Source organism: Kribbella sp. NPDC050820 (genome assembly GCF_040653975.1).
In the GTDB taxonomy this organism is placed as follows: domain Bacteria; phylum Actinomycetota; class Actinomycetes; order Propionibacteriales; family Kribbellaceae; genus Kribbella.
The window spans coordinates 1-24,588 of record NZ_JBFAHB010000012.1 but is presented as its reverse complement, the minus strand read 5'-3'; the positions used below and the strand labels follow the sequence as shown (position 1 = coordinate 24,588).

General features: G+C 70.4%; 25 protein-coding genes, 1 pseudogene and 1 riboswitch. Of the genes and pseudogenes, 17 read left to right on the top strand and 9 right to left on the bottom strand.

Annotation, left to right across the window (positions count from 1 at the left end):
- The first annotated feature begins 279 nt into the window (after positions 1 to 279).
- From AB0H36_RS13470 to AB0H36_RS13445, 6 genes are read left to right on the top strand one after another with little or no spacing between them, the layout of a single operon-like run.
- Positions 280 to 1,155, top strand: coding sequence for a xanthine dehydrogenase family protein subunit M (locus AB0H36_RS13470; protein ID WP_360521200.1), 876 nt, complete (start codon positions 280 to 282; stop codon positions 1,153 to 1,155).
- A 1-nt stretch (position 1,156) separates the two neighbouring features.
- A complete protein-coding gene (locus tag AB0H36_RS13465; RefSeq protein WP_360521197.1) occupies positions 1,157 to 1,636 on the top strand; it encodes a (2Fe-2S)-binding protein in 480 nt (159 codons plus the stop codon).
- A complete protein-coding gene (locus AB0H36_RS13460; protein ID WP_360521194.1) occupies positions 1,633 to 4,011 on the top strand; it encodes an aerobic carbon-monoxide dehydrogenase large subunit in 2,379 nt (792 codons plus the stop codon). The genes AB0H36_RS13465 and AB0H36_RS13460 overlap by 4 nt, the downstream gene beginning before the upstream one ends.
- Before the next feature lie 15 nt (positions 4,012 to 4,026).
- On the top strand, positions 4,027 to 4,929 hold the full coding sequence (locus AB0H36_RS13455) for an XdhC family protein (RefSeq protein ID WP_360521191.1): 903 nt from the start codon (positions 4,027 to 4,029) through the stop codon (positions 4,927 to 4,929).
- Positions 4,922 to 5,812, top strand: a complete 891-nt coding sequence (locus AB0H36_RS13450) for a MoxR family ATPase (protein ID WP_360521188.1) — start codon at positions 4,922 to 4,924, stop codon at positions 5,810 to 5,812. The genes AB0H36_RS13455 and AB0H36_RS13450 overlap by 8 nt, the downstream gene beginning before the upstream one ends.
- Positions 5,805 to 7,004, top strand: coding sequence for a VWA domain-containing protein (locus AB0H36_RS13445; RefSeq protein ID WP_360521185.1), 1,200 nt, complete (start codon positions 5,805 to 5,807; stop codon positions 7,002 to 7,004). Before AB0H36_RS13450 ends, AB0H36_RS13445 begins: the two co-directional genes overlap by 8 nt.
- 34 nt (positions 7,005 to 7,038) lie before the next feature.
- Here AB0H36_RS13445 and AB0H36_RS13440 read toward each other — a convergent pair whose 3' ends face one another.
- Positions 7,039 to 7,182: a hypothetical protein gene (locus AB0H36_RS13440; RefSeq protein ID WP_360521182.1), complete on the bottom strand. Its 144-nt coding sequence runs from the start codon at positions 7,180 to 7,182 to the stop codon at positions 7,039 to 7,041.
- Between the two features lie 96 nt (positions 7,183 to 7,278).
- Between AB0H36_RS13440 and AB0H36_RS13435 the strand changes: the two genes are divergently transcribed.
- A complete protein-coding gene (locus tag AB0H36_RS13435; protein WP_360521179.1) occupies positions 7,279 to 8,214 on the top strand; it encodes an amidase family protein in 936 nt (311 codons plus the stop codon).
- Positions 8,215 to 8,227: 13 nt separating this feature from the next.
- Here the strand turns inward: AB0H36_RS13435 and AB0H36_RS13430 are convergent, their stop codons facing one another.
- The 3 genes from AB0H36_RS13430 to AB0H36_RS13420 all read right to left on the bottom strand — a co-directional run bounded on the left by AB0H36_RS13430 (position 8,228) and on the right by AB0H36_RS13420 (position 11,933).
- On the bottom strand, positions 8,228 to 8,701 hold the full coding sequence (locus AB0H36_RS13430; protein WP_360521176.1) for a MarR family transcriptional regulator: 474 nt from the start codon (positions 8,699 to 8,701) through the stop codon (positions 8,228 to 8,230).
- Between the two features lie 48 nt (positions 8,702 to 8,749).
- Positions 8,750 to 10,198: a glycine hydroxymethyltransferase gene (locus AB0H36_RS13425; protein ID WP_360521173.1), complete on the bottom strand. Its 1,449-nt coding sequence runs from the start codon at positions 10,196 to 10,198 to the stop codon at positions 8,750 to 8,752.
- Between the two features lie 28 nt (positions 10,199 to 10,226).
- A riboswitch (ZMP/ZTP riboswitch) is annotated at positions 10,227 to 10,308 on the bottom strand.
- Complete coding sequence (locus AB0H36_RS13420; RefSeq protein ID WP_360521170.1) at positions 10,305 to 11,933, bottom strand: acyl-CoA dehydrogenase family protein; 1,629 nt, start codon at positions 11,931 to 11,933, stop codon at positions 10,305 to 10,307. (Overlaps the previous riboswitch by 4 nt.)
- A gap of 18 nt (positions 11,934 to 11,951) precedes the next feature.
- Here AB0H36_RS13420 and AB0H36_RS13415 point away from each other — a divergent pair, with 18 nt between their 5' ends.
- The 3 genes from AB0H36_RS13415 to AB0H36_RS13405 all read left to right on the top strand — a co-directional run bounded on the left by AB0H36_RS13415 (position 11,952) and on the right by AB0H36_RS13405 (position 15,159).
- Positions 11,952 to 13,184, top strand: coding sequence for a YihY/virulence factor BrkB family protein (locus AB0H36_RS13415; RefSeq protein ID WP_360521167.1), 1,233 nt, complete (start codon positions 11,952 to 11,954; stop codon positions 13,182 to 13,184).
- Between the two features lie 148 nt (positions 13,185 to 13,332).
- A complete protein-coding gene (gene rsgA, locus AB0H36_RS13410; protein WP_360521164.1) occupies positions 13,333 to 14,400 on the top strand; it encodes a ribosome small subunit-dependent GTPase A in 1,068 nt (355 codons plus the stop codon).
- A 15-nt stretch (positions 14,401 to 14,415) separates the two neighbouring features.
- Positions 14,416 to 15,159 (top strand): SDR family oxidoreductase, encoded by a 744-nt coding sequence (locus AB0H36_RS13405; protein ID WP_360521160.1) that lies wholly within the window; start codon positions 14,416 to 14,418, stop codon positions 15,157 to 15,159.
- 1 nt (position 15,160) lies between these two features.
- On the opposite strand, the gene AB0H36_RS13400 is transcribed toward AB0H36_RS13405, so the two are convergent.
- Positions 15,161 to 15,913, bottom strand: coding sequence for a hypothetical protein (locus AB0H36_RS13400; RefSeq protein ID WP_360521157.1), 753 nt, complete (start codon positions 15,911 to 15,913; stop codon positions 15,161 to 15,163).
- 304 nt (positions 15,914 to 16,217) lie between these two features.
- Positions 16,218 to 16,565 (bottom strand): hypothetical protein, encoded by a 348-nt coding sequence (locus AB0H36_RS13395; protein ID WP_360521154.1) that lies wholly within the window; start codon positions 16,563 to 16,565, stop codon positions 16,218 to 16,220.
- Between AB0H36_RS13395 and AB0H36_RS13390 the strand changes: the two genes are divergently transcribed.
- The gene (locus tag AB0H36_RS13390) at positions 16,566 to 16,727 is read left to right on the top strand and encodes a hypothetical protein (RefSeq protein WP_360521151.1); all 162 of its coding nucleotides are present in this window, start codon (positions 16,566 to 16,568) and stop codon (positions 16,725 to 16,727) included.
- A 1-nt stretch (position 16,728) separates the two neighbouring features.
- Here the strand turns inward: AB0H36_RS13390 and AB0H36_RS13385 are convergent, their stop codons facing one another.
- On the bottom strand, positions 16,729 to 17,565 hold the full coding sequence (locus AB0H36_RS13385; protein ID WP_360521148.1) for an alpha/beta hydrolase: 837 nt from the start codon (positions 17,563 to 17,565) through the stop codon (positions 16,729 to 16,731).
- A 113-nt stretch (positions 17,566 to 17,678) separates the two neighbouring features.
- Here AB0H36_RS13385 and AB0H36_RS13380 point away from each other — a divergent pair, with 113 nt between their 5' ends.
- The gene (locus AB0H36_RS13380) at positions 17,679 to 18,431 is read left to right on the top strand and encodes a class I SAM-dependent methyltransferase (RefSeq protein ID WP_360521145.1); all 753 of its coding nucleotides are present in this window, start codon (positions 17,679 to 17,681) and stop codon (positions 18,429 to 18,431) included.
- A 10-nt stretch (positions 18,432 to 18,441) separates the two neighbouring features.
- Positions 18,442 to 19,569 carry a Xaa-Pro peptidase family protein gene (locus tag AB0H36_RS13375; protein ID WP_360521142.1) on the top strand — a complete coding sequence of 376 codons (1,128 nt, stop codon included), beginning with the start codon at positions 18,442 to 18,444 and terminating at the stop codon, positions 19,567 to 19,569.
- Position 19,570: 1 nt separating this feature from the next.
- Here the strand turns inward: AB0H36_RS13375 and AB0H36_RS13370 are convergent, their stop codons facing one another.
- Positions 19,571 to 20,566: a helix-turn-helix domain-containing protein gene (locus tag AB0H36_RS13370; RefSeq protein ID WP_360521139.1), complete on the bottom strand. Its 996-nt coding sequence runs from the start codon at positions 20,564 to 20,566 to the stop codon at positions 19,571 to 19,573.
- A 16-nt stretch (positions 20,567 to 20,582) separates the two neighbouring features.
- Between AB0H36_RS13370 and AB0H36_RS13365 the strand changes: the two genes are divergently transcribed.
- Both AB0H36_RS13365 and soxR read left to right on the top strand, forming a co-directional pair.
- Positions 20,583 to 21,911 carry an MFS transporter gene (locus AB0H36_RS13365; protein WP_360521136.1) on the top strand — a complete coding sequence of 443 codons (1,329 nt, stop codon included), beginning with the start codon at positions 20,583 to 20,585 and terminating at the stop codon, positions 21,909 to 21,911.
- Between the two features lie 46 nt (positions 21,912 to 21,957).
- Entirely contained in the window at positions 21,958 to 22,437 is a 480-nt protein-coding gene (gene soxR, locus AB0H36_RS13360) for a redox-sensitive transcriptional activator SoxR (protein ID WP_360521133.1), read from the top strand.
- Positions 22,438 to 22,441: 4 nt separating this feature from the next.
- Here soxR and AB0H36_RS13355 read toward each other — a convergent pair whose 3' ends face one another.
- Complete coding sequence (locus tag AB0H36_RS13355; RefSeq protein ID WP_360521130.1) at positions 22,442 to 22,822, bottom strand: carboxymuconolactone decarboxylase family protein; 381 nt, start codon at positions 22,820 to 22,822, stop codon at positions 22,442 to 22,444.
- A 54-nt stretch (positions 22,823 to 22,876) separates the two neighbouring features.
- Between AB0H36_RS13355 and AB0H36_RS13350 the strand changes: the two are divergent.
- A pseudogene (locus tag AB0H36_RS13350) lies at positions 22,877 to 23,908 on the top strand (DEAD/DEAH box helicase); the annotation flags it as partial.
- 613 nt (positions 23,909 to 24,521) lie between these two features.
- Positions 24,522 to 24,588: hypothetical protein (locus AB0H36_RS13345; protein ID WP_360521635.1), on the top strand; the 67-nt coding region annotated here is incomplete at its 3' end.

Here is a 24,588-nt window from a genome sequence, read left to right as displayed (position 1 = left end):
TGAGACCAGGTCTCACGATGCGGCTATGTCCACAAGTCTGGTCATGATTGTTTCCAGCCGTTTCCGAGCCGTAACGCCCCGGGATCGCCCCAACCGAGAGATGCCTCACATCACCGCCCGGGGAGCCATGAGCACCGACGACTTTCCGTCGTACCGGAGGGACCGTCGGGTTCTTGGGGCTGCCTGATTGCGGTTGGTGGACGGCAGAGGGACCATGCAGGTAGTTGAATGTTGACCAGCCTCAGCCCGGGGCGCGTCCGACCGAGTCCGGGGGGATGCATGCAGGTACCTGCGAGTTTCGAGTACGCCAGGGCGACCACTGTCGAACAGGCCATCGAACTGCTCGGCCGCTACGGCCCGGAGTCCCTGGTGGTCGCCGGCGGTCACAGCCTGATCCCGATGATGAGGCTGCGCCTCGCGCGACCTGAGGCGTTGATCGACATCAACTCGGTCACCGAGCTGTCGTACCTCCGCGTCGAGGGCGACGAGTTGCTGATCGGCGCGCTGGTCTGCCATGCGGAGCTGCTCGCCTCGGAGGTCGTCGGCGAACATTTCCCGATCTTCACCGACGCCGAGCGGGTCATCGCCGACCCGGTCGTCCGCAACTGGGGCACGGTGGGCGGGTCGCTGTGCCAGGCCGATCCCGCGGAGGACCTGTCCGCGGCCTGCGCCGCCGTTGGTGCGACCGCGGTGATCCGCGGGCCGAGCGGTACCCGGACAGTCCCGATCCGGGAGTTCCATCTGGCTCCGTACGAGACTGTGCTGGCACCGGGGGAGCTGCTGACCGAGGTCCGGGTGCCGATCCGCCCCGGTGGCGGTAGCGCCTACGAGAAGGTTGAGCGGCGCGCCGGCGACTGGGCTGTGGCTGCTGCCGGCGCCGCGCTGTGGCTCGAGGGCGACGTCGTCGAGGATGCCGGCATCGGGTTGACCGCGGTCGGCGCCCAGCACTTCGTCGCCGCTGAGGCCGAGGAGTTCCTGCGTGGACAGCCGGCGACAGACGCGAGCTTCGCCGAGGCCGGCCGGCTCGCCGCGGAGCACAGCAATCCGTGGGCGGACCAGCGCGGTCCGGTCGACTACAAGCGACACCTTGCCGGCGAGCTCACGACGCGGGCGCTGCGCCGGGCCGCGGCCCGGGCGCGGGGGCAGGAGGCATGACATGCAGATCTCGGTGACCGTGAACGGGCAGGAGTACGCCGACGACGTCGAGCCGCGGCTGCTCCTGGTCCATTTCCTCCGCGACAATCTCCGCCTGACCGGCACGCACTGGGGGTGCGACACCTCGCAGTGCGGCACGTGCGTGGTGTGGCTGGACGGGCGCCCGGTGAAGTCCTGCACGGTGCTTGCCGTGATGGCGGACGGCCGCGAAGTCCGGACGGTCGAGGGGCTGGAACGCGACGGGCAGCTCGATCCGGTCCAGCAGGGCTTCGTGGAGTGCCACGGCCTGCAGTGCGGCTTCTGCACCCCGGGGATGATGATGACCACCCGCTGGCTCCTCGACCACAACCCCGACCCGTCCGAGTCCGAGATCCGGGAGGCCATCTCCGGGCAGCTGTGCCGGTGCACGGGCTACGAGAACATCGTGCGGGCGGTCCGCTGGGCGGCGGAGCACCCCGCGGCCGAGAAGGTGACGACATGACCACGACCGGCGAGCGTACGACGCCGATGGGCTTCGGACGGATGATCCGCAAGGAGGATGCTCGCTTCATCCGGGGTCGCGGCAACTACGTGGACGACGTACTGCTGCCCGGCATGCTGTACGGCGCCGTCCTGCGCAGCCCGTTCGCGCATGCCCGCATCAGGTCCATCGACACGACGGCCGCCGAGGCTCACCCGAAGGTCAAGGCAGTCATCACCGGCCAGACGCTCGAAGGCCTGAACCTGGCGTGGATGCCCACCCTGTCCCACGACGTCCAGGCGGTGCTCGCGACCGACAAGGTGCGCTTCCAGGGCCAGGAGGTGGCGTTCGTCGTCGCCGAGGACCGGTACGCCGCCCGGGACGCGCTCGAACTCATCGACGTCGACTACGACCCGCTGCCTCCGGTCGCCGACGCCCGCCGGGCCCTCGACCCGGATGCCCCGGTGATTCGCGACGACATCGAGGGCAGGACCGACAACCGCATCTTCGACTGGGAGGCCGGCGACCGGTCCCGGACCGACGAGGTGTTCGAGGCGGCCGAGGTGGTCGTTGCCGAGGACATCCTGTACCCCCGCGTGCATCCCGCGCCGCTGGAGACCTGCGGCGCTGTGGCCGATTTCGACAAGGTCACCGGCAAGCTGACCATCTGGTCGACCTCGCAGGCTCCGCACGCCCACCGGACGGTGTACGCCCTGGTCGCTGGGTTGCCGGAGCACAAGATCCGGGTGATCGCGCCCGACATCGGCGGCGGGTTCGGCGGCAAGGTTCCGATCTACCCCGGTTACGTGCTCGCGATCGTCGGTTCCATCGTGACCGGCAAGCCGGTGAAATGGGTCGAGGACCGGTCGGAGAACCTGATGAGCACCGGGTTCGCCCGTGACTACCACATGCACGGCGAGATCGCGGCCACGCCGGACGGCAAGATCCTCGGCCTGCGGGTCAAGGTTCTCGCCGACCACGGGGCGTTCAACGGCACTGCGCAGCCGACGAAGTTCCCGGCCGGCTTCTTCCACGTGTTCAGCGGTTCGTACGACCTCCAGGCGGCGCACTGTGAGGTCACCGGCGTCTACACGAACAAGGCGCCCGGGGGTGTCGCGTACGCCTGCTCGTTCCGGATCACCGAGGCCGTCTACCTGGTCGAGCGGATGGTCGACGTACTGGCCGGCGAACTCGGCATGGACCCCGCCGAACTGCGGATGAAGAACCTGCTCCGGCCCGAGCAGTTCCCGTACAACTCACCCACCGGCTGGGAGTACGACTCCGGCGACTATCCGCGGGCGCTGGAGCTCGCCCTGGACATGGCGGGGTACGCCGATCTCCGCCGGGAGCAGTCCGCGAAGCGTGAGCGCGGCGAGTTGATGGGCATCGGCGTCAGCTTCTTCACCGAGGCGGTCGGAGCGGGGCCGCGCAAGCACATGGACATTCTCGGCCTCGGCATGGCCGACGGCGCCGAGCTCCGTGTGCACCCGACCGGCAAGGCGGTGCTGCGGATCTCGGTGCAGTCGCAGGGGCAGGGCCACGAGACGACGTTCGCCCAGATCGTCGCCGAGGAGCTCGGCATCTCGCCGGACGACGTCGAGGTGGTGCACGGCGATACCGACCAGACGCCGTTCGGCCTCGGGACCTACGGCTCGCGCTCGACGCCGGTGTCCGGCGCCGCGACAGCCGTGGTGACCCGCAAGGTCCGCGAGCGCGCTCGCATCGTTGCCTCCGCCATGCTCGAGGTCGCACCGGACGACCTGGAGTGGGAGAAGGGCCGCTGGTTCGTCAAGGGCGACCCGGACCAGGGCAGAACCATTCAGGAGATCGCGATGGCCGCCCACTCGGGGCTCGAGCTGCCCGAGGGAGTGGAGGGACACCTGGACGCGACGTGCGTGTACGACCCACCCAACCTCACCTACCCGTTCGGCGCCTACGTCTGCGTCGTGGACGTCGACCCGGAGACCGGGAAGGTGACGATGCGCAAGTTCGTCGCCGTCGACGACTGCGGGGTCCGGATCAACCCGATGATCGTCGAGGGGCAGGTGCACGGTGGGCTCGCGGACGGCGTCGGTATGGCGCTGATGCAGGTGATGGCCTTCGACGACGACGGCAACCACCTCGGGTCGACCTTCATGGACTACCTGTTGCCGACATCGATGGAGTGCCCGTCGTGGGAGCTCGGGGAGACCGTCACCCCCTCGCCGCACCATCCGATCGGAGCCAAGGGCGTCGGGGAGTCCGCCACGGTGGGTTCACCGGCGGCGGTCGTGAACGCGGTGGTGGACGCGCTTGCGCCGCATGGCGTACGGCACGTGGACATGCCGCTCACTCCGGCCAACGTATGGCGGGCGGTCCAGGGCCGGCCGTTCCGCACCGACCTGGCCATCACCTGACGCCGGTGCAGGCAGATGATCCAAGCCGACCTGCAGCTCCGTGCGAACCACCTGCGGTCCGGGCGGACGCCGTACGTCCTCGCCACAGTGGTCCGCGCGGAACGGCCGACCAGCGCCAAGGCCGGTGACAGCGCGCTGCTCCTGCCCGACGGAACCCTCGAGGGGTTCGTCGGCGGTACCTGCGCCGAGTCGACCGTCCGGCTCGAGGGGCTGCGGCTGCTGGAGACCGGCGAGTCGACGCTGCTCCGGATCACCCCGGCGGCTGACGAGCGGGAAGTGGTCGGGGACGGGCTGGTCACCGTCGGAAACCCGTGCCTGTCCGGCGGCACGCTGGAGATCTTCCTGGAGGCGATGATCCCGCCGACCCTCGTGCACGTGTTCGGTGATGCGCCCATCGCCCGCGCGCTGGGACGTGTCGGCGAGGCGCTGGGCTACGAGATCCGCGCCGTCGGCAACCCCGAGGAGCCGTTCCCGGCCGACACGGCAGCGGTCGTGGTCGCGTCCCACGGCAGGCACGAGGAGCGGGTGCTCACCGCCGCCATCCGGGCCGGCGTCCCCTACGTCGCGCTGGTGGCCAGCCGTCGCCGGGGGCACGCGGTGGTGGCCGGACTGGACCTGAGCGAGGACGAGAAGGCGCGGGTGCATACACCGGCGGGCCTGGACATCGGGGCCCGTGCGGCCCCGGAGATCGCGTTGTCGGTGCTCGCCGAGATCATCGCCACCAGGCCCCAGCCGGCCAGACAGGTCTCGGTGCCGTCCGTGCTGCCGGCTGAGGCCGTCGACCCGGTGTGCGGGATGACTGTCGCGGTCACGGCGGCGAGCCTGCGCCTGGAGCACAACGGAAGGGTCTGGCACTTCTGCGGACCCGGCTGCCGGCAGGCGTTCGCGGACGATCCCGGACGCTACCTCGATGAGTGACCCCGAAGGCTGGGTGGCTGACATCGCCGAGCTGGGTGCCCGGCTGGAGGCGACGGGCTACCTGGCAGCCGAGTCCCTGGCGACCACGCTGTTCCTCGGCATTCGGATGCGGCAGCCGATCCTTCTGGAGGGCGAGCCGGGCGTCGGCAAGACCGAGGCCGCCAAGGCCCTGGCCACCGCGCTCGACACCCGGCTCGTGCGGTTGCAGTGCTATGAGGGATTGACCTCCGCCGAGGCGTTGTACGAGTGGAACTACCCGCGCCAACTGCTGGCGATCCGGCTGGCCGAGTCCCGGGGCGAGGTGCTGCGCGACGCTGATCTGTTCGGCGAGGAGTACCTGCTGCCGCGGCCGCTCCTTCAGGCGATCGAGCATCCCGGGCCGCGGCCGGCGGTGCTGCTGATCGACGAGGTGGACCGCGGCGACGACGAGTTCGAGGCGTTCCTGCTCGAGGTGCTGGCGGAGTCGGCGGTGACCATTCCGGAACTCGGTACCCGCCGGGCGGCCCTTCCCCCGGTCGCCGTGCTCACGTCGAACCGCACCCGCGACCTGCACGACGCGCTGAAGCGGCGATGCCTTTACCACTGGATCGGCTATCCGGACACCGGTCGCGTCGCGGCGATCATCCGCCGTCGGGTTCCTGCCGCGGCGGACTGGCTGGCCGAGCGGGTCGCCGGCTCGGTGGCCCGCCTGCGCACCCTTGACCTGCAGAAGCCCCCAGGAATAGCCGAAGCCATCAGTTGGGTGACGGCGTTGCACGTCCTCGGCGTGGACGCGTTCGACGCCGACGCCGCCGAGCAGACCCTCGGTGCGGTGCTGAAGTACCAGGAGGATCAGGAGACCGTACGGGCAACCGGACTGGCTGCGGTGGTCGGTGGTGACTGAGCCGGTGCTGGACGGAGTGGCCGACCTCCCGACCTTGGTGGCCCGGTTCGGAGCGGCGCTGCACGCCGCCGGCCTGCCGGTCGGCCCGGACCGCTGTGAACGCTTTGCCCGGGCGATCACCGTCGTGCGGCCGGACACGACCACCGAGCTCTACCGTTGCGCACTGGCGACTCTGGTGTCCGATCAGATGCATATCGAGGTGCTGGACCGCGTCTTCGGCGCCGTGTTCGGCGGGCTCGTGGATCCGGCCGAGGGTCGCGGTGACGTGAACGTCGTACGTCGACCCGAGCCCCGCGAAGACTCACTGGCCACGGACGACACACCCGGATCCGGCCGGCCGGGCTGGTTCCAGGCCGGCGCATCGAAGGAGAGTGGATCGGACGGTCGACAGCCCGGGGAAGAGGTGCCGCTGCGCGCACTGGCCACTGCGACCGAGCGGCTGGCTACTCGCGACTTCGCCGCGCTGACGCCCGCTGAGTTGCTCGCACTGGCCGACCTGATGCGGCGGCTCACCCTGGTCACACCCACCTACCAGTCCCGCCGGTTCCGCCTCGCGTCGTACGGCTCGCGTCTCGATCTGCGCGCGACGCTGAGGCATGCCCGACGTACCGGAGGTGACCCGGTCCGGCTGATCATGCGCAGGCGACGGGAACGCCACCGGCGGCTGGTCGTCCTGTGCGACATCTCCGGATCGATGGAGCCGTACGCCAGGGCCATGCTCCAACTGCTCTACTGCGCGGCGGGTGGGCGGCGGGCCGAGGTCTTCACGTTCGCGACCCGGCTGACCCGACTGACCAGGGTGCTCGCCCGGTCCCGGCCCACGGCGGCGCTGGCACGGGCTGCGGCGGTGGCACCGGACTGGTCAGGGGGAACCCGGATCGGCGCGGCACTCAAGGACTTCAACGACCGGTACGGCTGCCGCGGCGTGGCCCGTGGAGCGGTGGTCCTGGTGATCTCCGACGGCTGGGAGACAGGCGATCCCACCCAACTCGCCCAGGAGATGGCTCGCCTGTCCAGGATCGCCTATCGCATCGTATGGGCCAACCCGCGGACGCAGAGCCCGCACTACCGCCCACTGGTCCGGGGCATGGCCGCAGCCTGGCCGTACTGCGACTCGGTCGTCAGCGCGCACAGCCTCTCCGCACTCGACGAGCTCGAGACCGCCCTCGGCAGCAGTTGGACCGGACGTTAGGTTCCCGCCTACCGCTGCTGCCGCACGCGCCGCGTCATGACCGCCGGATGACGATGGCCAGCCAGCTGAGAATCCTCGCCCAGCGCCGGTAGCCGGCGCTGATCGCCCGGGCCTGCGGCGGTGCGTACGCCGCCGGCGCGCCGGGCATCGGGGGCGGGCCTGGCCGCTGTTCAGACATGGGCCCGGTTCTACCGCGCGCGGGGGCACCTGGAGCTGGTTAGACTCGCGCCGGTGACGGCGAGAACCGCGGCGGCGGTCGCGGAGCAGGTGCGGAGTGGTCGCCGCGGGGGCGATTCCGATCGGTACGGCGACGCGCGCCCGGCCGGGTGCGGTGTCCCAGACGTTCGGGTGGAACGGGCGCGAGTACACCAGGAATCCGTGGGACCTGTCCCGGTCGCCGGGTGGTTCGACGGCCGGCGGCGCGGCGGCTGTCGCGGCCGGCGTCGTCCCGCTGGCGACCGGTGGCGACTCCGGTGGTTCGCTGCGCATCCCGGCGGCGTTCTGCGGTGTAGTCGGCTTCAAGGGCACGTACGGTCGCATCCCGCGTGCGGTCGGGCGGACGTTGGGCGGGCTCACGACTGCCGGTCTGATCGGATCCGACCTCGACGACGTCGTACTCGCGACGAGTATCGCGAGCGGGCCGCACCGGCTGGACCCGAGCGCGCTGCCGCACTGGCCGGTGCCGGACACCGCCGACCGGCCGTGGCGGGTCGCCTACCGGTCGACGCTCTCCGAACCCGAGGCCGACCCGGCGGTCGACGTACTGATCCGCAAGCGGCTGGCCGACTGCGACGTCACGCTGATCGACGCACCGCTCGAGCTCATCCCGCCGGACGAAGCGTGGCAGACGCTGTCAGGTCTGGACGCCGGTCGGGGCGCCGAGGCGGCCGCCGCCAATCGGGCGCGCGAGGTCCGCGACCGCAACAACACCGCACTCGCTGACCTGTTCGAGACCGTCGACGTGCTCGTCACGCCGACGACGCTGAATGTTGCCCACGGCTACGACCAGCACGAGCCCAACATCGTGACTGCCGACCCCTGCTGGGCCTTCAACGTGACCGGCCATCCCGCGGTGAGCGTCCCAGCAGGCCTGGTGAACGGACTCCCGGTCGGGCTGCAGGTCGTTGCACCGCATGGCCTTGACGAGCTTGCGCTCGCGGTGGCACGGCGCCTTCAGGCCGATCTGCCGCTACCGCCGATCCACGCATGACGACCGGCGGCGGTCATCGCGGGTGGTCCACCCGCCAGGACTTGATGAGTTGTTCCAGGTCCTTGTGGATGAAGGCGAAGTAGTCGGCGGCCTCGGTCAGGCGGCGGCCGACCGGACTGTCGGGGCCGAACAGTTCGGCGCCGGAGCGGCTGGTGGACTCCCACTCGGCGAGTGCGTTGTTGCGGCGCTCGAGAAGTGCGGCGAACACGTCGTCCCGGATCCGATAGTGGTCCTTGCGTGAGCCCGGGATCCGCTCCCGCGAGATGAAGCCGACCTGCAGCAGCTGCCGTACGGCGCCGGACACCGCCGGCTGGCTGATCTGCAGGGACTCGGCCAGCTCGGCGGACGTCAACGTGCCGGTCGGGCTGACCAGCATCCGCCCGATCACCCGGGCGGACATCGTCGGCACGCCGCTGTTCGCCAGCACGCCGGCGAAGCGCTCGACGAACTGGCTGATCTCCTCCGGAGCCGGGTCAGGGTGCGGCATGGCCGCACCCTACCGCAACTATCACAACTTTCTGATAGTTCGAGCCGGTCAGCTGAGCTCGAGGCCCGGGTACAGCGGGTGCTTGTCGAGCAGCTCCGCGGACGCGGCCTTGGTCTTGTCCGCGACGCCGTCGGCCAGCACGTACTTCGCCTTCGACGGCGCCCCCGCCGACGTGGTGGTCGGCGTGGTCGAGGACAGCACGTCCACGATCAGCTCCGCGACCCGGTCGAACTCGTCGGCGCCGAAACCACGGGTGGTCAGCGCCGGCGTGCCGATCCGGACACCGGAGGTGTACCAGGCGCCGTTCGGGTCCCGCGGTACGGCGTTCCGGTTGGTCACGATGCCCGCGTCCAGCAGCGCCGACTCGGCCTGCCGCCCGGTGATCCCGTACGACGACACGTCGAGCAGCACCAGGTGGTTCTCGGTGCCGTCGGTCACGAGCTTCACGCCACGCTTCATCAGGCCGTCGGCCAGCGCGACCGCGTTGTCCGCGATGGCCTGCGCGTACTCCCGGAACGCCGGCTGCCGGGCCTCGGCCAGGGCGACCGCCTTCGCCGCCATCGTCTGGCTGAGCGGCCCACCGAGCACCATCGGGCAACCGCGGTCGACGGAGTCGGCGTACTCGGGCTGGCACAGCACCATGCCGCCGCGCGGGCCGCGCAGCGACTTGTGGGTGGTGGTCGTGGTGACGTGCGCGTGCGGCACCGGGTCGAAGTCGCCGGTGAACACCTTGCCCGCGACCAGGCCGGCGAAGTGCGCCATGTCGACCATCAGGGTCGCGCCGACCTCGTCGGCGATCTCGCGCATCGTCGCGAAGTTCACCTTCCGCGGGTACGCCGAGTAGCCCGCGATCAGGATCAGGGGCTTGAACTCACGGGCCTTGCGCGCCACCTCGTCGTAGTCCAGCAGCCCGGTCTCCGGGTCGGTGCCGTAGGAGTGCTGGTTGAACATCTTGCCGGAGATGTTCGGCCGGAAGCCGTGGGTCAGGTGACCGCCGGCATCCAGCGACATGCCGAGCATCTTCTGGTCGCCGAGCGCCTTGCGGAGCTTGGTCCAGTCCTCCTCGGTCAGGTCGTTGACGTGCTTCGCGCCGGCCTCGGCGAGCGCCGGGGACTCGATCCGCTGGGCCAGGATCGCCCAGAACGCGACCAGGTTCGCGTCGATGCCGGAGTGCGGCTGGACGTAGGCGTGCGGCGCGTCGAACAGTGCCTTGGCGTGGTCGGCGGCGACCTGCTCGACGGTGTCGACGTTCTGGCAGCCCGCATAGAAGCGGTGCCCGATGGTGCCCTCGGCGTACTTGTCGGACAGCCAGTTGCCCATCGTCAGCAAGGTGGCGGGGGAGGCGTAGTTCTCGCTCGCGATCAGCTTCAGCGAGGAACGCTGGTCGGCGAGCTCGGACTTGATCGCGCCGGCGATCGTCGGCTCGACGGAGGCGATCACCTCGAGCGCATTGCGGTACGCGGCCGATGCGGCGGCGGCATCGAAGGGTTGAGTCATCGTTGTCTCTCCTGCGGTTGCAGTGGGTCGAAGGCACCCAGGCGCACGGTGCCGACGGATTTCGCTCCCCGGTGGTTCTCCACCTCAGCGCGCCAGTCGCGACGCCTCACCCTATCGTGCGCTCGACGATCGCCTGGAACGGTGTGGTCCTCGGCAGCGTGCCGAAGACGCCGCCCCAGTCGTTCGCCAGCCGGGAGGCGACGAAGGCGTCCGCGACGTCGGGTGTGGAGTGCCGGATCAGCAGTGAAGCCTGCAGGCACAACGCCATCCGGGCGGCCAGCCGGCGAGCGCCTGCTTCGGCTCCTTCGATGTCAGCAAGCGCTTGCAGTACGTCGTTCACCGCGGTGTCGAGCCGTTGGTCGGCGCCCTGAACCGTGGCGAGCTCGGTCAGCCACGCCTCGAGCGACTCCGGCCGCCGGAGGGCTCGCAGTACGTCGAGTGCGTTGACGTTCCCGGATCCTTCCCAGATCGAGTTCAACGGCGACTCCCGGAACAACAGCGGCAGGCCGGACTCCTCCACGAACCCGTTCCCGCCCAGACACTCCAAAGCCTCCGCCACCATGAACGGCGTCCGCTTGCAAACCCAGAACTTCGCCAACGGAAGGGCGATTCTCCGGAACGCGGCAGCCTGCGCATCACCGTTGACGGAGGCATCGACCGCGGCGGCCAACCGCATCCCCAGCGCGGTGGCCGCTTCGCTCTCGATCGCCAGGTCGGCCAGCACGTTCTGCATGGCCGGCTTGTCCGCGAGCAACCCGCCGAACGCCGAGCGGTGCTGGGTGTGCCAGATGGCTTCGACCAGGGCTCGGCGTTGGAGGGCGGCGGATCCCAGGACGCAGTCGAGGCGGGTGGCGGCGACCATCTCGATGATGGTGCGGACGCCGGCGCCCTCGTCGCCGAGGCGGTAGCCGACGGTGCCGTGGAACTCGACCTCGCTGGACGCGTTCGACCGGTTGCCGAGCTTGTCCTTGAGCCGCTGCAGGGCAAACGCGTTCCGGTTGCCATCGGCAAGCACCCGCGGCACCACGAAGCAGCTCAGCCCTTCCGGCGCCTGGGCCAGCACCAGGAAGACGTCGACCTGTGGCGCCGAGCAGAACCACTTGTGCCCGTTCAGCTGGTACTCGCCGTCGCTCCCGGTCGGCGTCGCGGTGGTGAGGTTCGCCCGGACGTCGGACCCACCCTGCTTCTCCGTCATCCCCATCCCGGCGAGCACACCGGCCTTGTCCGCCGCGGGCAGCCGGCGGACGTCGTACTGCGTCGAGGCGAGCTGCGGGATCCACGCCTTGGCGAGCTGCCCGTCGGCCTTCAGCGCGGGTACGGCGGCGTACGTCATCGAGATCGGGCACCCGTGACCCGGCTCGACCTGGGACCACAGGTAGAACCCCGCGGCGCGGGTCAGGTGCGGCGACGGCCGGTCGCTGGTCCACGGCGCCGCCTGCAGGCCGAAGCCGACAGCCTGCTCCATCAGCCAGTGCCAGGACGGGTGGAACTCGACCTCGTCGACGCGGTGCCCGTAGCGGTCGTGGGTGCGCAGCACCGGCGGGTTCTGATTCGCCGGCAGCGCCTGCGCGAGGGCCTCTTCGGAGCCGGCCAGCTCGCCGATCCGGCGCAGGCCGGGATCATCGGCGAGGCCGCCGTACGGACGCAGAGCGTCACCGAGGCCCACGTCCCGGGTGAAGAAGTTCACCCCCTGCAGTGGTGGGGCCTGATTCGTTACCGCGAAAGGGTCCGCCATGTCAGTACGGTAAGCGGTATGGCACGTTCTGGGGCAGGACCCACTGGTGGGAGCTCCCTCTCATTGGCATGGGTCCGCAAGATCCCGGCGACGACCTGGAAGCTGCTCACCCAGACCGTCGGCGTCTGCCTGCGCTACCGGGTCACCGGCCTGGCCGCGGAGGGGGCGTTCTTCGCCATCCTCTCGCTGCCGCCGCTGATCTTCGGGCTGGCCGGAAGTCTGGGCTACATCGCCAGCCGGTACTTCGAGGTCGAGACGATCGACGAGATCAAGCAGCAGATCGCCGACCTGGCCGCCCGGGCGCTGACCGTCGACTCGGTCCAGAGCGTGATCGTGCCGACCCTGGACCAGGTGCTCAGCGGTGGCCGGCCGGACGTGATCTCGATCGGTTTCGTGCTCGCCCTGTGGTCCGGCAGCCGGGCCCTGAACGTGTTCGTCGACACCATCACGATCATGTACGGGATGGGCGGCAAGCGCGGCATCGTCCGGACCCGCGCACTGTCCTTCTCCTTGTACTGCGCCGCGCTCGTCATCGGCGTGATCGTGCTGCCGCTGGTGCTGGCCGGCCCGGACGCGGTGGACGCGCTGCTGCCGCACCGGCTGGACTTCCTGAACCAGCTGTACTGGCCTGTGGTCACGATCCTGTCGGCGGGCTTCCTGAACACCCTCTACCACCTGTCGGTGCCGGTCCGGACGCCGTGGGTGTCGGACCTGCCGGGGTCGTTCCTGGCGTTGTCGATCTGGATCCTGGGCAGCTTCGTGCTGCGCTGGATCCTGCAGAGCACGGTCGGCGGGACCTCGATCTACGGTCCGCTCGCGGCGCCGATCGCGGTCCTGATGTGGCTGTACATGACGGCGATCGCGGTGCTCATCGGGGCGGCGCTGAACGCGGTGGTGGACCGGCTGTGGCCGCACAAGTCGCGGGCGCTGGAGAAGGCGTCCGGCACCGCTTCGGACAAGGCAGAGGTGGAGGACGAAATCGAGCCGGTGATGAAGGCCGAGCCCGACCCGCACCACCACGAGCACCCGCTGACCCCGGTCGACGAGCCGCCCCCGGTCGTGCCGACGGAGCCGCCGAAGGCGCCGGCCGCCGAGTCCCACCACCGGAAGACCGAGGCCGCGCCGACGACCGCGGCCGGCGGGCAGCCCGAGGTCGGCCGGGAGGCTGCGGCCGACGGGAAGGCGGCGGCGCGCAAGCCGGCGCCGGTCGGAAAATCCGGTGCGCAGAGTGACCCCGACGACCTACGCTGACGGCACCAGCCGGTCCTCGACCAGGACCCCAGGACTTCGAAGGGAGGCGGCCGCCATGAGCTTGTACCGGGCCCAAAGGGCCGACGTCTCCCGCACTGTCCGTCCGCTGAGCTGACCTCGCGGCCGGACCCTCTGAAAGGTTCGCCGCATGTCCGCAACACTGCAGGCCCTGGGGCTCGACAGCACCACGGCCGAATTCCTCACCACTGTCCCGGACGACCTCGTGCCGGGGCGCGTCGCCCGCGTCGACAAAGGCCTCGCGACGGTGCTCACCGAGGACGGCCCGGTCCGGGCCACGTGGTCCGGTGCGCTGCTCGCCGCGATGGCCCACGACAGCCAGGCCGGCCCATGTACAGGGGACTGGGCCGTACTGCGGTTCTGGCCGGACGACCGGATCACGCTCGAGTCGCTGGGCCCACGCCGTACGGCGATCGTCCGCGCAGAAGTCAGCGGTACGTCGAAGGGCCAGGTGCTCGCCTCCAACATCGACGTCATCGCGATCGTGGTCGGGCTGCATCCGGAGCCGAACATCGGCCGGATCGAACGCTTCCTCGCGCTGGCGTGGGAGAGCGGTGCGCGGCCGGTCGTCGTACTGACCAAGTCAGACCTCGTCGGCGATGCGGACGCGATCGCGGACGACGTGGCGCGGGCTGCGCCCGGTGCCGACGTACTGGTGTGCAGTGCGACGACCGGTGAGGGTTTGTCGTCTGTGCAGGCGTTGCTCGCCGGTGACGCGACCGTGGCGTTGCTGGGGTCGAGTGGTGCGGGCAAGTCGTCGCTGGTGAACGCTTTGGCCGGTGTGGAGTTGCTGGACGTGCAGGAGATCCGTGACGACGGCAAGGGGCGCCATACGTCTGTCCGGCGTGAGCTGATCGTGCTGCCGGGCGGCGGAGTCGTCATCGACACGCCAGGGCTGCGGGGGATCGGGCTGCAGGAGTCGGGCGAAGGTCTGGCGGCTGCGTTCCCGGACATCACGGCGCTGGCCGAGAAGTGCAAGTTCAAGGACTGTGCGCACGTCACCGAGCCCGGCTGCGCTGTGCAGGCTGCGCTCGAGGACGGCAGTCTGCCGCACCGCCGCTACGAGAGCTGGACGAAGCTCCAGCGCGAGGCAGCCTTCATGGCCAGGCGGTCCGACGCCCGCCTCCGCGCCGAGGCCAAGAAGGAGTGGGCCCGCGCCTCGAAGTCCTACCGCCGGGATTTCAAGCCACGACCCTGATGAAAGGATCGGGGCATGGATCGAGCGGTGCTGGTGACGGGAGCTTCACGGGGGATCGGTGCGGCGGCCGCGCGGGCGTTCGCGGCGGCCGGGGACCGAGTGGCGGTGCACTACGGCTCGTCCGCCGAGGCTGCCGCGATGGTCTTGAAGGAGTTGCCGGGATCCGGTCACGTGCTGGCGCACGCGGATCTCGCCGACCCGGCGGCGATCCAGACGATGGTCGACGACGCCGCGGCTGCGCTCGGCGGCATCGACGTACTGGTGAACAACGCCGGCGTGTACCGCCCGCATCGGATCCGGGAGGCGACGTACGCCGAGTGGCAGCAGGCGTGGGCCGACACGCTCGCGGTGAACCTGGTCGGCCCGGCGAACGTCGCGTGGTGCGCGGTCCGGCACATGGGCCGTGGCGGGCGGATCGTGAACGTGTCGTCGCGCGGCGCGTTCCGCGGCGAGCCGAACCAGCCCGCGTACGGCGCCTCGAAGGCGGGCATCGTGTCGTTCACCCAGTCGCTGGCGCGGGCGCTCGGGCCGGAGGGGATCGCGGTGACGGCGATCGCCCCGGGGTGGACGACGACCGACATGGCGTCGGTGCACCTGGTCGGCGAGGGCTACGACCGGCGGCGGCTGGAGAGCCCGCTCGAGCGCGTCGCGGACCCGTCCGAGGTCGCGGCCGCGATCCTCTACCTGGCCTCACCCGAGGCCGAGTTCGCGACCGGCACCATCCTGGACTTCAACGGCGGCTCACACCTGCGCATGTAGCTCAACCGTCGCCGCCGCCACCCCCGCCGCCGTCAGCCCAACCGCCTTCGAGGCCGCCGCCGACGTCGTGGTCGGCGGGGTAGTGACCCGAGCTCCAGGAGGTGGCGCTGGGGAGGTCGAAGCTGGCCAACGCGAGGTAGCTCGCGCCGGCGCCGGCCCCGAAGTACCCGTGACCGTACGGCGCGACCGCGGCGCCGGCCTCCCAGTACGGCACCCGCCGGCTCCCGAGAACGACGAAGCGGACCGCGGGCTCGTCGCCGGACCGGATCCGCGCGGCGTCCTGCGCACACGCCGGCACCGTCCGCGTGCCGACCTTCGGCTGGGTCCAGACGATGTCCGTCGTCGACGGACCGTGTTGCGGGTTGAAGAAGCACGGCACCCGGCGCTCCGGCACCGCCTCGCCCCGGACCCGCGCCTGCACGCAGACGATGGCGTACCGGCCGGTCGCCAGGGTGTCGGTGACAGTGCTGATGTCGTCCGGCTTCCGGATCCGCTGGACCGCGCGCTGTGCCGCTTCGTAGGCGTCGAGGGCCACCTGGTAATCGGCCTGCCCGTCGTGATCAAGCGGTTTCCCCGTCACACCGGCGTCGAGCCGCCGCAGCTCCTCTCCGAGCAACGTGACATCTTCGTCGGCGAGCTTGCGGATCTCCTCCAGCTCTTCTGCATCACCACGCTGCGCAGCCCGCCGGTCCCAGACATAGCGACCCGCGAGCACGATCCCACCGCCCCCAAGGGCGGCAAACAGCCACCACATCCATCGACAGTACCTCCGCAACCACGACCCGTCAGCCGGTTGAGCGGAAAACAACCCGTCAGCCGCGGGTCCGGGTTGCTGGGGTCACCGCCGGTGCACCGCCTCAGCACTCCGCCGGCCGCCGCTCAGCGGACGGCCCTCGCGCCGTCGCCGGCGCGCGGTCTTCTGTACGTCGCCCCTTGGCCGGAGTCGCCGCGCCGCAGCGCGAGGTTGCTCTGGTCGCCTGGGCGACCGGCGGCCCACTGCAGCCTACTGTTCCAGCACAGCGACTCGGCTCGCGAGCCGCCTCGTTCTGGCGCCACCGTTATCCCCCCGGCGCCGGCCCACTCTTGATCGCGCTCGGAGCCCGCGAGCGCATCACCTGCTCGTTCCTCGGCTTCGCCGCCGGCGCCGTGTTGCCGTAGGCAAGGAGCGCCGACCTGGTCCCGGCCCGGTCAGCTGGCCGTGGCTCGCTGTCGGGGGAGCCCGGCTCGACGTTGTAGATGCAGAGGTACAGGCCCGGCCGGACCCGCTGCGGGGCGGCCGGCGTACGACGAGCGGACTTGGGCCTGGCGAGCAGATCGGTGAGGTGCTCACGCTCGACGGTGTCGAGCTGCAGGGCGCGCGTCAGCGCGTCGAGCCCGGCATCGCCGACACCGAGTTGCAGAACCACGTGACCGACGAGGGCGCACTGCAGTGGCTGGCCGGAGCCAAGGAGTCCATGGAGTGGCTGACTGCGCAGGACGTCGCCCAGACCGTCGGCTTCATCGCGTCCCTGCCGGCCCGGGTGAACTTGCAGCAGGTCACCATCATGCCGACCGGTCAGACGAGCTGATTCACTCGGCGGTGCGGTCCAGCCATTCGCGGATCAACGCGCCGAACAGCTCGGGTTGCTCGAGCTGAAGGTTGTGCCCGGCAACATCCAGTACGGCGTACGTCGCCCGCGGGTAGTGCGGGAGCAACGCGTACTGGTCCTCGTAGCCCGTGACCGAGTCCTGCCTGCCGCAGACGATCAGCGTCGGACGTTGGTAGGCAGGACCGCTCTCGGGCGCGATCGTCAGCGCCCAGCTGTTCTTCTGGATCCGGTCGAGCGCTGCGGTGTCGGCGGCGGCCAGGCCGGGCGCGATGTCCGAGCGGTACGCGTGCAGAGCGGCTGCGGTCTGAACGACGGCGATCTCGGTGAAGTCCTCGTCCTCCTCCAGCGACTCGAGCACTCCCGGCTCGGTCCGCAGCGCGACGTGCTCGGGCACGGTCCGGTCGGCGTGCATGAGGGCGGTGCCGATCGGGCAGATCAGTGCGAGACCCAGGACCTGCTCCGGCCGCTCCGCGATCAGGCCTCGCGCGAGGTAGCCGCCGTACGACTCTCCGATCAGCAGGAACGGCTCCGCGCCGATCTGCTCGTCGATGAACGTGCGCAGCTCGGCCATGATCCCGTCGGAGCTGTCGATGTCGCCGGCCGGTGTCTGGCCCATCCCCGGGAGATCCGGGTAGTGCCGGCGGTAGCCGGGGACGTCGGCGAACACAGGCTCCAGGCAGCCGGTCATCAGCCGGTGGTCGGGGGTCCAGCCGTGCAGCGCGAGCACCGGAACGCCTGCGCCGAAGGACTCGTGGTGGAGCGCCATCGTGGTTGCCTTTCGCCGGGTGCCGACCGGGTCTCGATCGAGCCGGGACAAGTTCTAGCAACCCTCGCCGACAGTTTCCCGTCACAGCCCGGTAAGCAATGTGCTTGTGCGGTTGTGCGCGATCGGTGCTACACCTGTCGGTAGGGGGTGCAAGGGGGTTGACCATGGCAACAGCTGCGATGGTTGCCGAGTTCGGGGACGTTGCCGGATGGACTGCCGACGCGGTCGAGCAGCTCGGGCCCGGGCACGCGATTCCGGCCGCCTGCCGCGGCAGTTCGAGCCCGGCCGGGCTGGCCTGGCTGGCCAAGGCGTGCGAGCTCGCGCCGGGGGACAGGTTGCTGGATGTCGGCGCCGGTGTGGGCGGTCCGGCGGCCTGGGCGGCGGAGCGGTTCGGCGTGCGGCCGATCCTTGTCGAGCCGATGCACCCGGCCTGCCGGGCTGCGGCGCGGCTGTTCGGGCTGCCGGTCGTGACGGCCGACGGCGGACGGATTCCGCTACGGACACACTCCGTCGACGTCGGGTGGTGCCTGGGCGTGCTGTGCACAGTCGAGGACAAGGCGGCACTGCTCGGCGAGATGCACCGGGTGATGCGGCCGGGCGCGTCGCTCGGTCTGCTCGTGCTTGTCGCCCGACAGGGGCAGCTGCTGCCGCTGCCGGAGGGTAACCACTTCCCGACCCAGGGAGAGCTCATCGGGCTGCTGGATGACGCCGGCTTCGAGCTCATGGAGCAGGTCACCCGCCCCGACGGCTGCCCACTGTCCTGGTCGCGCCGAGCGGAGCAGGTGGCGGCGGCCATCGCAGCGAAGCACCGGACCGACGAGGCATACGCGTTGGCTGCGCGCCAGGTGGAGCGTCTGGCCCGCCTGCTGGCCGCTCGGCAGCTCTCGATCCAGCTGGTGCACGCGGTGGCTGACTAGAGTCGGCTGCATGTCGAGTCGAAGCCCACAAGGTCCTGTCCCCGATGTCGCCGTACTGCGTGCCAGGTTGGAGCGTGCCCGGGAGGCCGCCGCCGGGACCGGGCTGCTAATCGCACCCGGGTCGGATCTGCGGTACTTGCTCGGACAGGCCGGTGGCTCGCTCGAGCGGCTGACCACGCTGGTTGTCCCGGCCGACGGTTCGCCGGCGCTCGTCGTACCGAAGCTGGAAGCGCCTGGCTTCGCCGACCTGCCGTTGGACGAGCTCGGGGTCGAGGTCATCACCTGGGTCGACGGTGAGGACCCGTACGGCGTGGCCGCCGACCGCCTGCGTGGATCGGAGCGGGTGGCGGTCAGCGACTTCACGCCTGCGCTGCATGTGCTGGCGCTGCGCAACGCCTTGCCCGACGCGGAGCAGGTGCTGGCTGGTCCGATCGTGCGCGAGTTGCGGATGCGCAAGGACGCGGCCGAGGTTGAGGCACTCCGGAAGGCGGGCGCGGCGATCGACCGCGTGCACGCGCGGGTCGGCGAGTGGCTGCGTCCTGGGCGGACCGAGGCCGAGGTGGGGGCTGACATCGCGGCGGCGATCGTCGACGAGGGGCATGTACTGGCCGAGTTCGTCATCGTCGGCAGCGGGCCGAACGGCGCGAGCCCGCACCACGGAGTGTCCGACCGGGTGATCGAGGCAGGCGACGTGGTGGTCGTCGACATCGGCGGACCGGTTGCCGAGGGCTACTACTCCGACTCGACCAGGACGTACGCCGTCGGCGAGCCACGGGATGCGGACGTCGCCGCGACCTACGCCGTACTGCGGGATGCTCAGCAGGCGGCGGTGGACGCGGTGCGGCCCGGGGTGTCCGCGGAGTCGATCGATGCGGCCGCGCGGGACGTGATCACGGCGGCCGGCTTCGGTGAGCTGTTTATCCACAGGACGGGACATGGCATCGGGCTCGACGTGCACGAAGAGCCGTACATTGTCAGTGGGAACGAGCTGATTCTCGAGCCGGGGATGGCGTTCAGCGTCGAGCCGGGCATCTACCAGCCGGGGCGGTGGGGTGCGCGGATCGAGGACATCGTCGTGGTCACCGCGGACGGTGTGGAGTCGATGAACCACCGGCCCCACGAGCTTGTGGTGCTGTAGTTCAGCCCGCCCGGAAGGTCTTGCGGTAGGCGAGTGGAGAGACACCCAACTCGGAGCGGAGGTGATGACGCAGCGATGCGGCGGTGCCGAGACCAGCGGACTCGGCGACCCGGTCGACGGACAGATCAGTGGTCTCCAGCAGGTGGCACGCGTGCCGGACGCGTTGCTGCAGCAGCCACGTGCCGGGGGACTGACCCGTCTCGGCCTTGAACCGCCGGCTGAACGTGCGGACGCTCATCTGCGCGTGCGCGGCCAGCGCGGTGAGACTCAACTCCTCGTCCAGCCGCTCCAGCGCCCAGGCTCGCGTCGGCGCCGTACCCTCGCTGCCCTCGTCCGGCACGACCCGCTCGATGAACTGGGACTGCCCACCGTCACGCCACGGCGGTACGACGCAGTGCCGGGCGGCCCGGTTGGCGACCTCGCTGCCGAAGTCGCGGCGGATCAGGTGCAGGCACAGGTCCACGCCCGCGGCGAGGCCGGCCGACGTGATGATGTCGCCGTCGTCGATGAACAGCAGGTCCTCGTCGAGCTTCACCTGCGGGTAGAGGTCGCGGAACATCTCGGCCCGGCGCCAGTGCGTCGTGGCCGGCCGCCCGTCGAGGTAGCCGGCCGCGCCGAGCACGAACGCGCCGGTGCAGATCGACGCGATCCGGGTGCCTGGCCGGATGGTGTCGAGCGCCTGCGCCAGGTCGTCGGGCAGGGTGCCTTCGTACCGCGGCTGGGCGATGTAGGTGCCGGGGATGATGACCGTGTCCGCCTCGGCCAGGACTTCCGGCCCGTAGTCCGGGATCAGGCTGAAGCCGGCGCCGGCCCGGATCGGCGCGATCTCGAGGCCGCAGATCCGGACGTCGTACAGCGGGGTGCCGTCGGCCTTCGTGGCGGCGCCGAACACGGTCGGCGGAATGGTCAGGTCGAACCCGACCACCGGTTCGAGCGCGAGCACCGCGACCACGTGCGGGCCGACGGCGTGCAGTCGTCGCTCCGTCGGTGAGCTCATGGCCATATCTTGACACATGCTGGCGTCCTGGCCACTGGTTCACGGGTCGGGCAAACGGCACAGTAAGCGGGTGACGCAGATTCTGGAGACGAAGAAGCCTGCCCGGGTGCACCTTGCCTGGGCAGTCGCCGCGGTCGGGTTCGTGACGCTGATCGGAGCGGCCGGGTTCCGTTCGGTGCCGGGGGTGCTGCTCGACCCGCTGCACGACGAGTTCGGCTGGTCGCATGCGACGATCTCGTCGGCGGTGTCGATCAACCTGCTGCTCTACGGCCTGATCTCGCCGTTCGCGGCGGCCCTGATGGACCGCCTCGGCCTGCGCCGCGTGGTCAGCGGAGCGCTGGTGCTGATCGCGCTCGGCAGTGGGCTGACCGTCTTCATGACCTCGTCCTGGCAGCTCCTGCTGACCTGGGGCCTGCTGGTCGGCGTCGGCACGGGGTCGATGTCGATGACGTTCGTCGCGACGATCACCGGTCGTTGGTTCGTCGCGCGGCGTGGTCTGGTCACCGGCATCCTGACCGCGGCGGGTGCGACCGGCCAGCTCATCTTCTTGCCCCTGATCGCGAGCCTGGCGAGCGCGTACGGCTGGCGGGTCCCTGCACTCGTCGCGGCCGGTACGGCGCTGGCCGTCGTACCACTGGTGTTGCTCTTCCTGCGCGACTACCCGAGCGATGTCGGTTTGCGTGCGTACGGCGCTCCGGAAGGCAGCACCGCGGGTCAGCGGGTGGAGACGACCGGCAGTAGTGCGATGCGGGCGCTGAATGCGCTGTGGTCCGCGATGCACCGGCCGGCGTTCTGGCTGCTTGCGGGCGGCTTTGCCATCTGTGGAGCGTCTACGAACGGGTTGATCGGCACGCACTTCGTCACCGCCGCGCACGACCACGGCATGCCGGTGACGACCGCCGCGTCGCTGCTGGCGGTGGTCGGCATCTTCGACGTCGGCGGCACGATCGTGTCGGGCTACCTGACCGACCGGTGGGATCCGCGGTACTTGCTGATCGCCTACTACTCGCTGCGTGGGCTGTCGCTGCTCGTGCTGCCGTCCCTGCTCGGTCCGACCGCGCAGCCGAGCGTCTGGGTGTTCATCATCTTCTACGGTCTCGACTGGGTGGCGACTGTGCCGCCGACGGTCGCGCTGTGCCGCGAGTGGTTCGGTGTGGACGGGCCGATCGTGTTCGGCTGGGTATTCGCGTCGCACCAGATCGGTGCCGCACTCGCGGCTACCGGAGCCGGTGCGATCCGCGACGTCCAGGGCAGCTACAACCTCGCGTGGTACCTCGCCGGCGGCCTCTGCGCAGTAGCCGCGTTGATGTCCGCGAGCATCGGACGCCGACTCGTGACTGCCTGAATCCGTCGGCTAGCCTCGATCCAGGTCGAGGTCGGAGGGATGACGGGTGGACATCGAGCCGGGTGAGTTGACGGTCGGGCAGTTGTCGCAGCGCAGTGGGGTGGCGATCTCGGCACTGCACTTCTACGAACGGCAGAACCTGATCGTCAGCCGCCGTACGTCGGGCAACCAGCGCCGGTACAAGCGCGACACGCTCCGCCGGGTCGCGCTGATCCGGATCGCCCAGCGGGTCGGCATCCCGCTCGCCGAGGTCGCCGCGATCCTGGCCCTGCTGCCGGAGAACCGGACCCCGACCCGCCAGGACTGGGAGCGGATCTCCGAGTGCTGGCAGGCCGAGCTCGACAAGCGGATCCTGCACCTGGAACAGCTCCGGGACGACTTCAAGGACTGCGTCGGCTGCGGCTGCCTGTCCCTCGACCGGTGCGCGCTGGCCAACCCGTACGACGCCTTGGCCGCAAAGGGACCGGGGCCGCAACGGCTGGTGTCGACCAGCGGCGAACCATGTCATCCCGGGAAGTGCGCCTGACCCGTCAGCCCCACTGACCGGGCACGTAGTCGCCGGCGGGCCGCTGCGTGATCACGTTGAGGCGGTTCCAGGTGTTGATGAGGGCGATCAGCGAGAGCAGTGCGGCGAGCTGGTCGTCGTCGTAGTGCTTGGCGGCGTTGGCCCACACCTCGTCGCTGACGCCACCGGCCGCGTCGGCGATCCGGGTGCCTTCCTCGGTGAGCTCGAGGGCCGCACGCTCGGCATCGGTGAAGACCGTCGCCTCCCGCCAGGCCGCGACCAGGTTGAGCCGCACCGAGGTCTCGCCGGCGTGCTCGGCGTCCTTGCTGTGCATGTCGATGCAGTAGCCACAGCCGTTGATCTGGCCGGCGCGGACGTGACCTGGGTCTCCCGCCGGGTTGTCCACAGGCCGGCGATCGGGACGAGAAATGTGGGGGTGCGGGCGTCTAGGGTGCTTGGCATGGCTGACACCAGTTCGACCACCAGCACGCTGACCGAGGCGCGCGCCGGGATCGCCGGCGGCGTGATCCGGGCGATCGCGGGGGAGAGCGCGCGATTGCGGGCCGATCAGGAGACCGCGGTCGCCGCCTTGTGCGAGGCGAGTGCGCGGGTGCTGGTCGTGCAGGCGACGGGGTGGGGCAAGTCGGCTGTGTATTGGGCTGCGACGGCGATCCGGCGCGCAGAGGGCGCCGGGCCGACGCTGGTGGTGTCACCACTGCTGTCGCTGATGCGGGACCAGGTTGCGGCCGCGAGCCGCGCCGGCCTGCGGGCGGCGACCTTGAACTCGAACAACATCGACGAGTGGTCGAGTATCGAGCACGACCTGCGCTCGGGCGCGATCGACGTACTGCTGGTGTCTCCGGAGCGGCTGGCGAATCCGGGCTTCGGCCGGCGGGTGCTCGACGGGCTGGCCGGTCAGGTCGGGCTGCTGGTGATCGACGAGGCGCACGCGGTGTCGGACTGGGGGCACGACTTCCGGCCGGACTATCGGCGAGTCTCGGACGTGCTGCAGCAGTTGAACCCGAAGACGCCGGTGCTTGCCACGACAGCGACTGCGAACGCGCGAGTGACGGACGATGTCGCGCATCAGTTGGGTGAGTCCACGCTGGTGCTGCGCGGACCGCTGGCCCGGTCGAGCTTGCAGTTGGCGGTTGTCGACGCGTTGTCGCCGTTGGATCGGTTCGCCTGGGTGGTCGACCATCTGCCGAAGCTGCCGGGGTCAGGGATCGTCTACACGTTGACGGTCTCGGACGCGCAGCGGTTGGCGGCAGCGATCCAGGAGGTGCACGGTCGCGACGTACCGGTGGCGGCATACACGGGCGGTCTGGACGCGGGGGAGCGGGAGAGTCTCGAGGACGCGTTGCGGACGAATGCGTTGAAGGCGCTCGTCGCGACCTCGGCGCTCGGGATGGGGTACGACAAGCCGGACCTGGGGTTCGTCGTGCACGTGGGTTCGCCGCCGTCACCGGTGTCGTACTACCAGCAGGTCGGGCGTGCGGGCCGCGGGATCGACCACGCCGTCGTGGCGTTGCTGCCGTCGGATGCGGACGCCGGAGTGTGGGACTACTTCGCGACCGCGACCATCCCAGTCCCGGAGAACGTGAACCGCCTACTACGCGGTTTGGACGGCTACGGTCCGGACCAGCCAGCCACCGTTCCAGCGCTAGAAGCCGAGACTGGTCTGCGGCGGACTCGGGTCGAGCTGATGCTGAAGCAGCTGGCAGTCGACGGGGTGGTCGACCGGGTCGAGCGCGGCTGGGTGCGGACCGGCGCGGAGTGGACGTTCGACGCCGCGCACTACGACGGAATCGTGGCGGTGCGGCGCCGGGAGGCGGACATCATGCGGGCCTACACCCGCGGTGACCGTTGCTTGATGCAACTTCTGCAGGAGTCGCTGGACGACCCGTCGGCCGAGCCGTGCGGCCGCTGCTCGGTCTGCCTCGGGGAGCTGCCGGATCCGTTGCAGGCCGCGCCGTCGCCGGAGACGGTGCAGTCGATCATCCGGTTGCTGCGCGGTGAGGTGCACGTGCTGGAGCCGCGGAAGATGTGGCCGGGTGGCGCCTTCGGCGCGAAGGGGCACTCACAGCCCGGCCGGCGGCCAGGGCATGAACCTCGGCCTCCGCGACGCGATCGCCCTTGCTGAAGCGCTGTCCACAGCCCTCGGTCAAGGCG

Bases quoted from the DNA above. Each gene is read 5' to 3' on its own strand.
- AB0H36_RS13470 (WP_360521200.1), top strand. From the start codon at position 280: ATGCAGGTACCTGCGAGTTTCGAGTACGCCAGGGCGACCACTGTCGAA.
- AB0H36_RS13465 (WP_360521197.1), top strand. From the start codon at position 1,157: ATGCAGATCTCGGTGACCGTGAACGGGCAGGAGTACGCCGACGACGTC.
- AB0H36_RS13460 (WP_360521194.1), top strand. From the start codon at position 1,633: ATGACCACGACCGGCGAGCGTACGACGCCGATGGGCTTCGGACGGATG.
- AB0H36_RS13455 (WP_360521191.1), top strand. From the start codon at position 4,027: ATGATCCAAGCCGACCTGCAGCTCCGTGCGAACCACCTGCGGTCCGGG.
- AB0H36_RS13450 (WP_360521188.1), top strand. From the start codon at position 4,922: ATGAGTGACCCCGAAGGCTGGGTGGCTGACATCGCCGAGCTGGGTGCC.
- AB0H36_RS13440 (WP_360521182.1), bottom strand. From the start codon at position 7,182: ATGTCTGAACAGCGGCCAGGCCCGCCCCCGATGCCCGGCGCGCCGGCG.
- AB0H36_RS13430 (WP_360521176.1), bottom strand. From the start codon at position 8,701: ATGCCGCACCCTGACCCGGCTCCGGAGGAGATCAGCCAGTTCGTCGAG.
- AB0H36_RS13425 (WP_360521173.1), bottom strand. From the start codon at position 10,198: ATGACTCAACCCTTCGATGCCGCCGCCGCATCGGCCGCGTACCGCAAT.
- AB0H36_RS13420 (WP_360521170.1), bottom strand. From the start codon at position 11,933: ATGGCGGACCCTTTCGCGGTAACGAATCAGGCCCCACCACTGCAGGGG.
- AB0H36_RS13415 (WP_360521167.1), top strand. From the start codon at position 11,952: ATGGCACGTTCTGGGGCAGGACCCACTGGTGGGAGCTCCCTCTCATTG.
- rsgA (WP_360521164.1), top strand. From the start codon at position 13,333: ATGTCCGCAACACTGCAGGCCCTGGGGCTCGACAGCACCACGGCCGAA.
- AB0H36_RS13405 (WP_360521160.1), top strand. From the start codon at position 14,416: ATGGATCGAGCGGTGCTGGTGACGGGAGCTTCACGGGGGATCGGTGCG.
- AB0H36_RS13400 (WP_360521157.1), bottom strand. From the start codon at position 15,913: ATGTGGTGGCTGTTTGCCGCCCTTGGGGGCGGTGGGATCGTGCTCGCG.
- AB0H36_RS13380 (WP_360521145.1), top strand. From the start codon at position 17,679: ATGGCAACAGCTGCGATGGTTGCCGAGTTCGGGGACGTTGCCGGATGG.
- AB0H36_RS13375 (WP_360521142.1), top strand. From the start codon at position 18,442: ATGTCGAGTCGAAGCCCACAAGGTCCTGTCCCCGATGTCGCCGTACTG.
- AB0H36_RS13370 (WP_360521139.1), bottom strand. From the start codon at position 20,566: ATGAGCTCACCGACGGAGCGACGACTGCACGCCGTCGGCCCGCACGTG.
- AB0H36_RS13365 (WP_360521136.1), top strand. From the start codon at position 20,583: ATGCTGGCGTCCTGGCCACTGGTTCACGGGTCGGGCAAACGGCACAGT.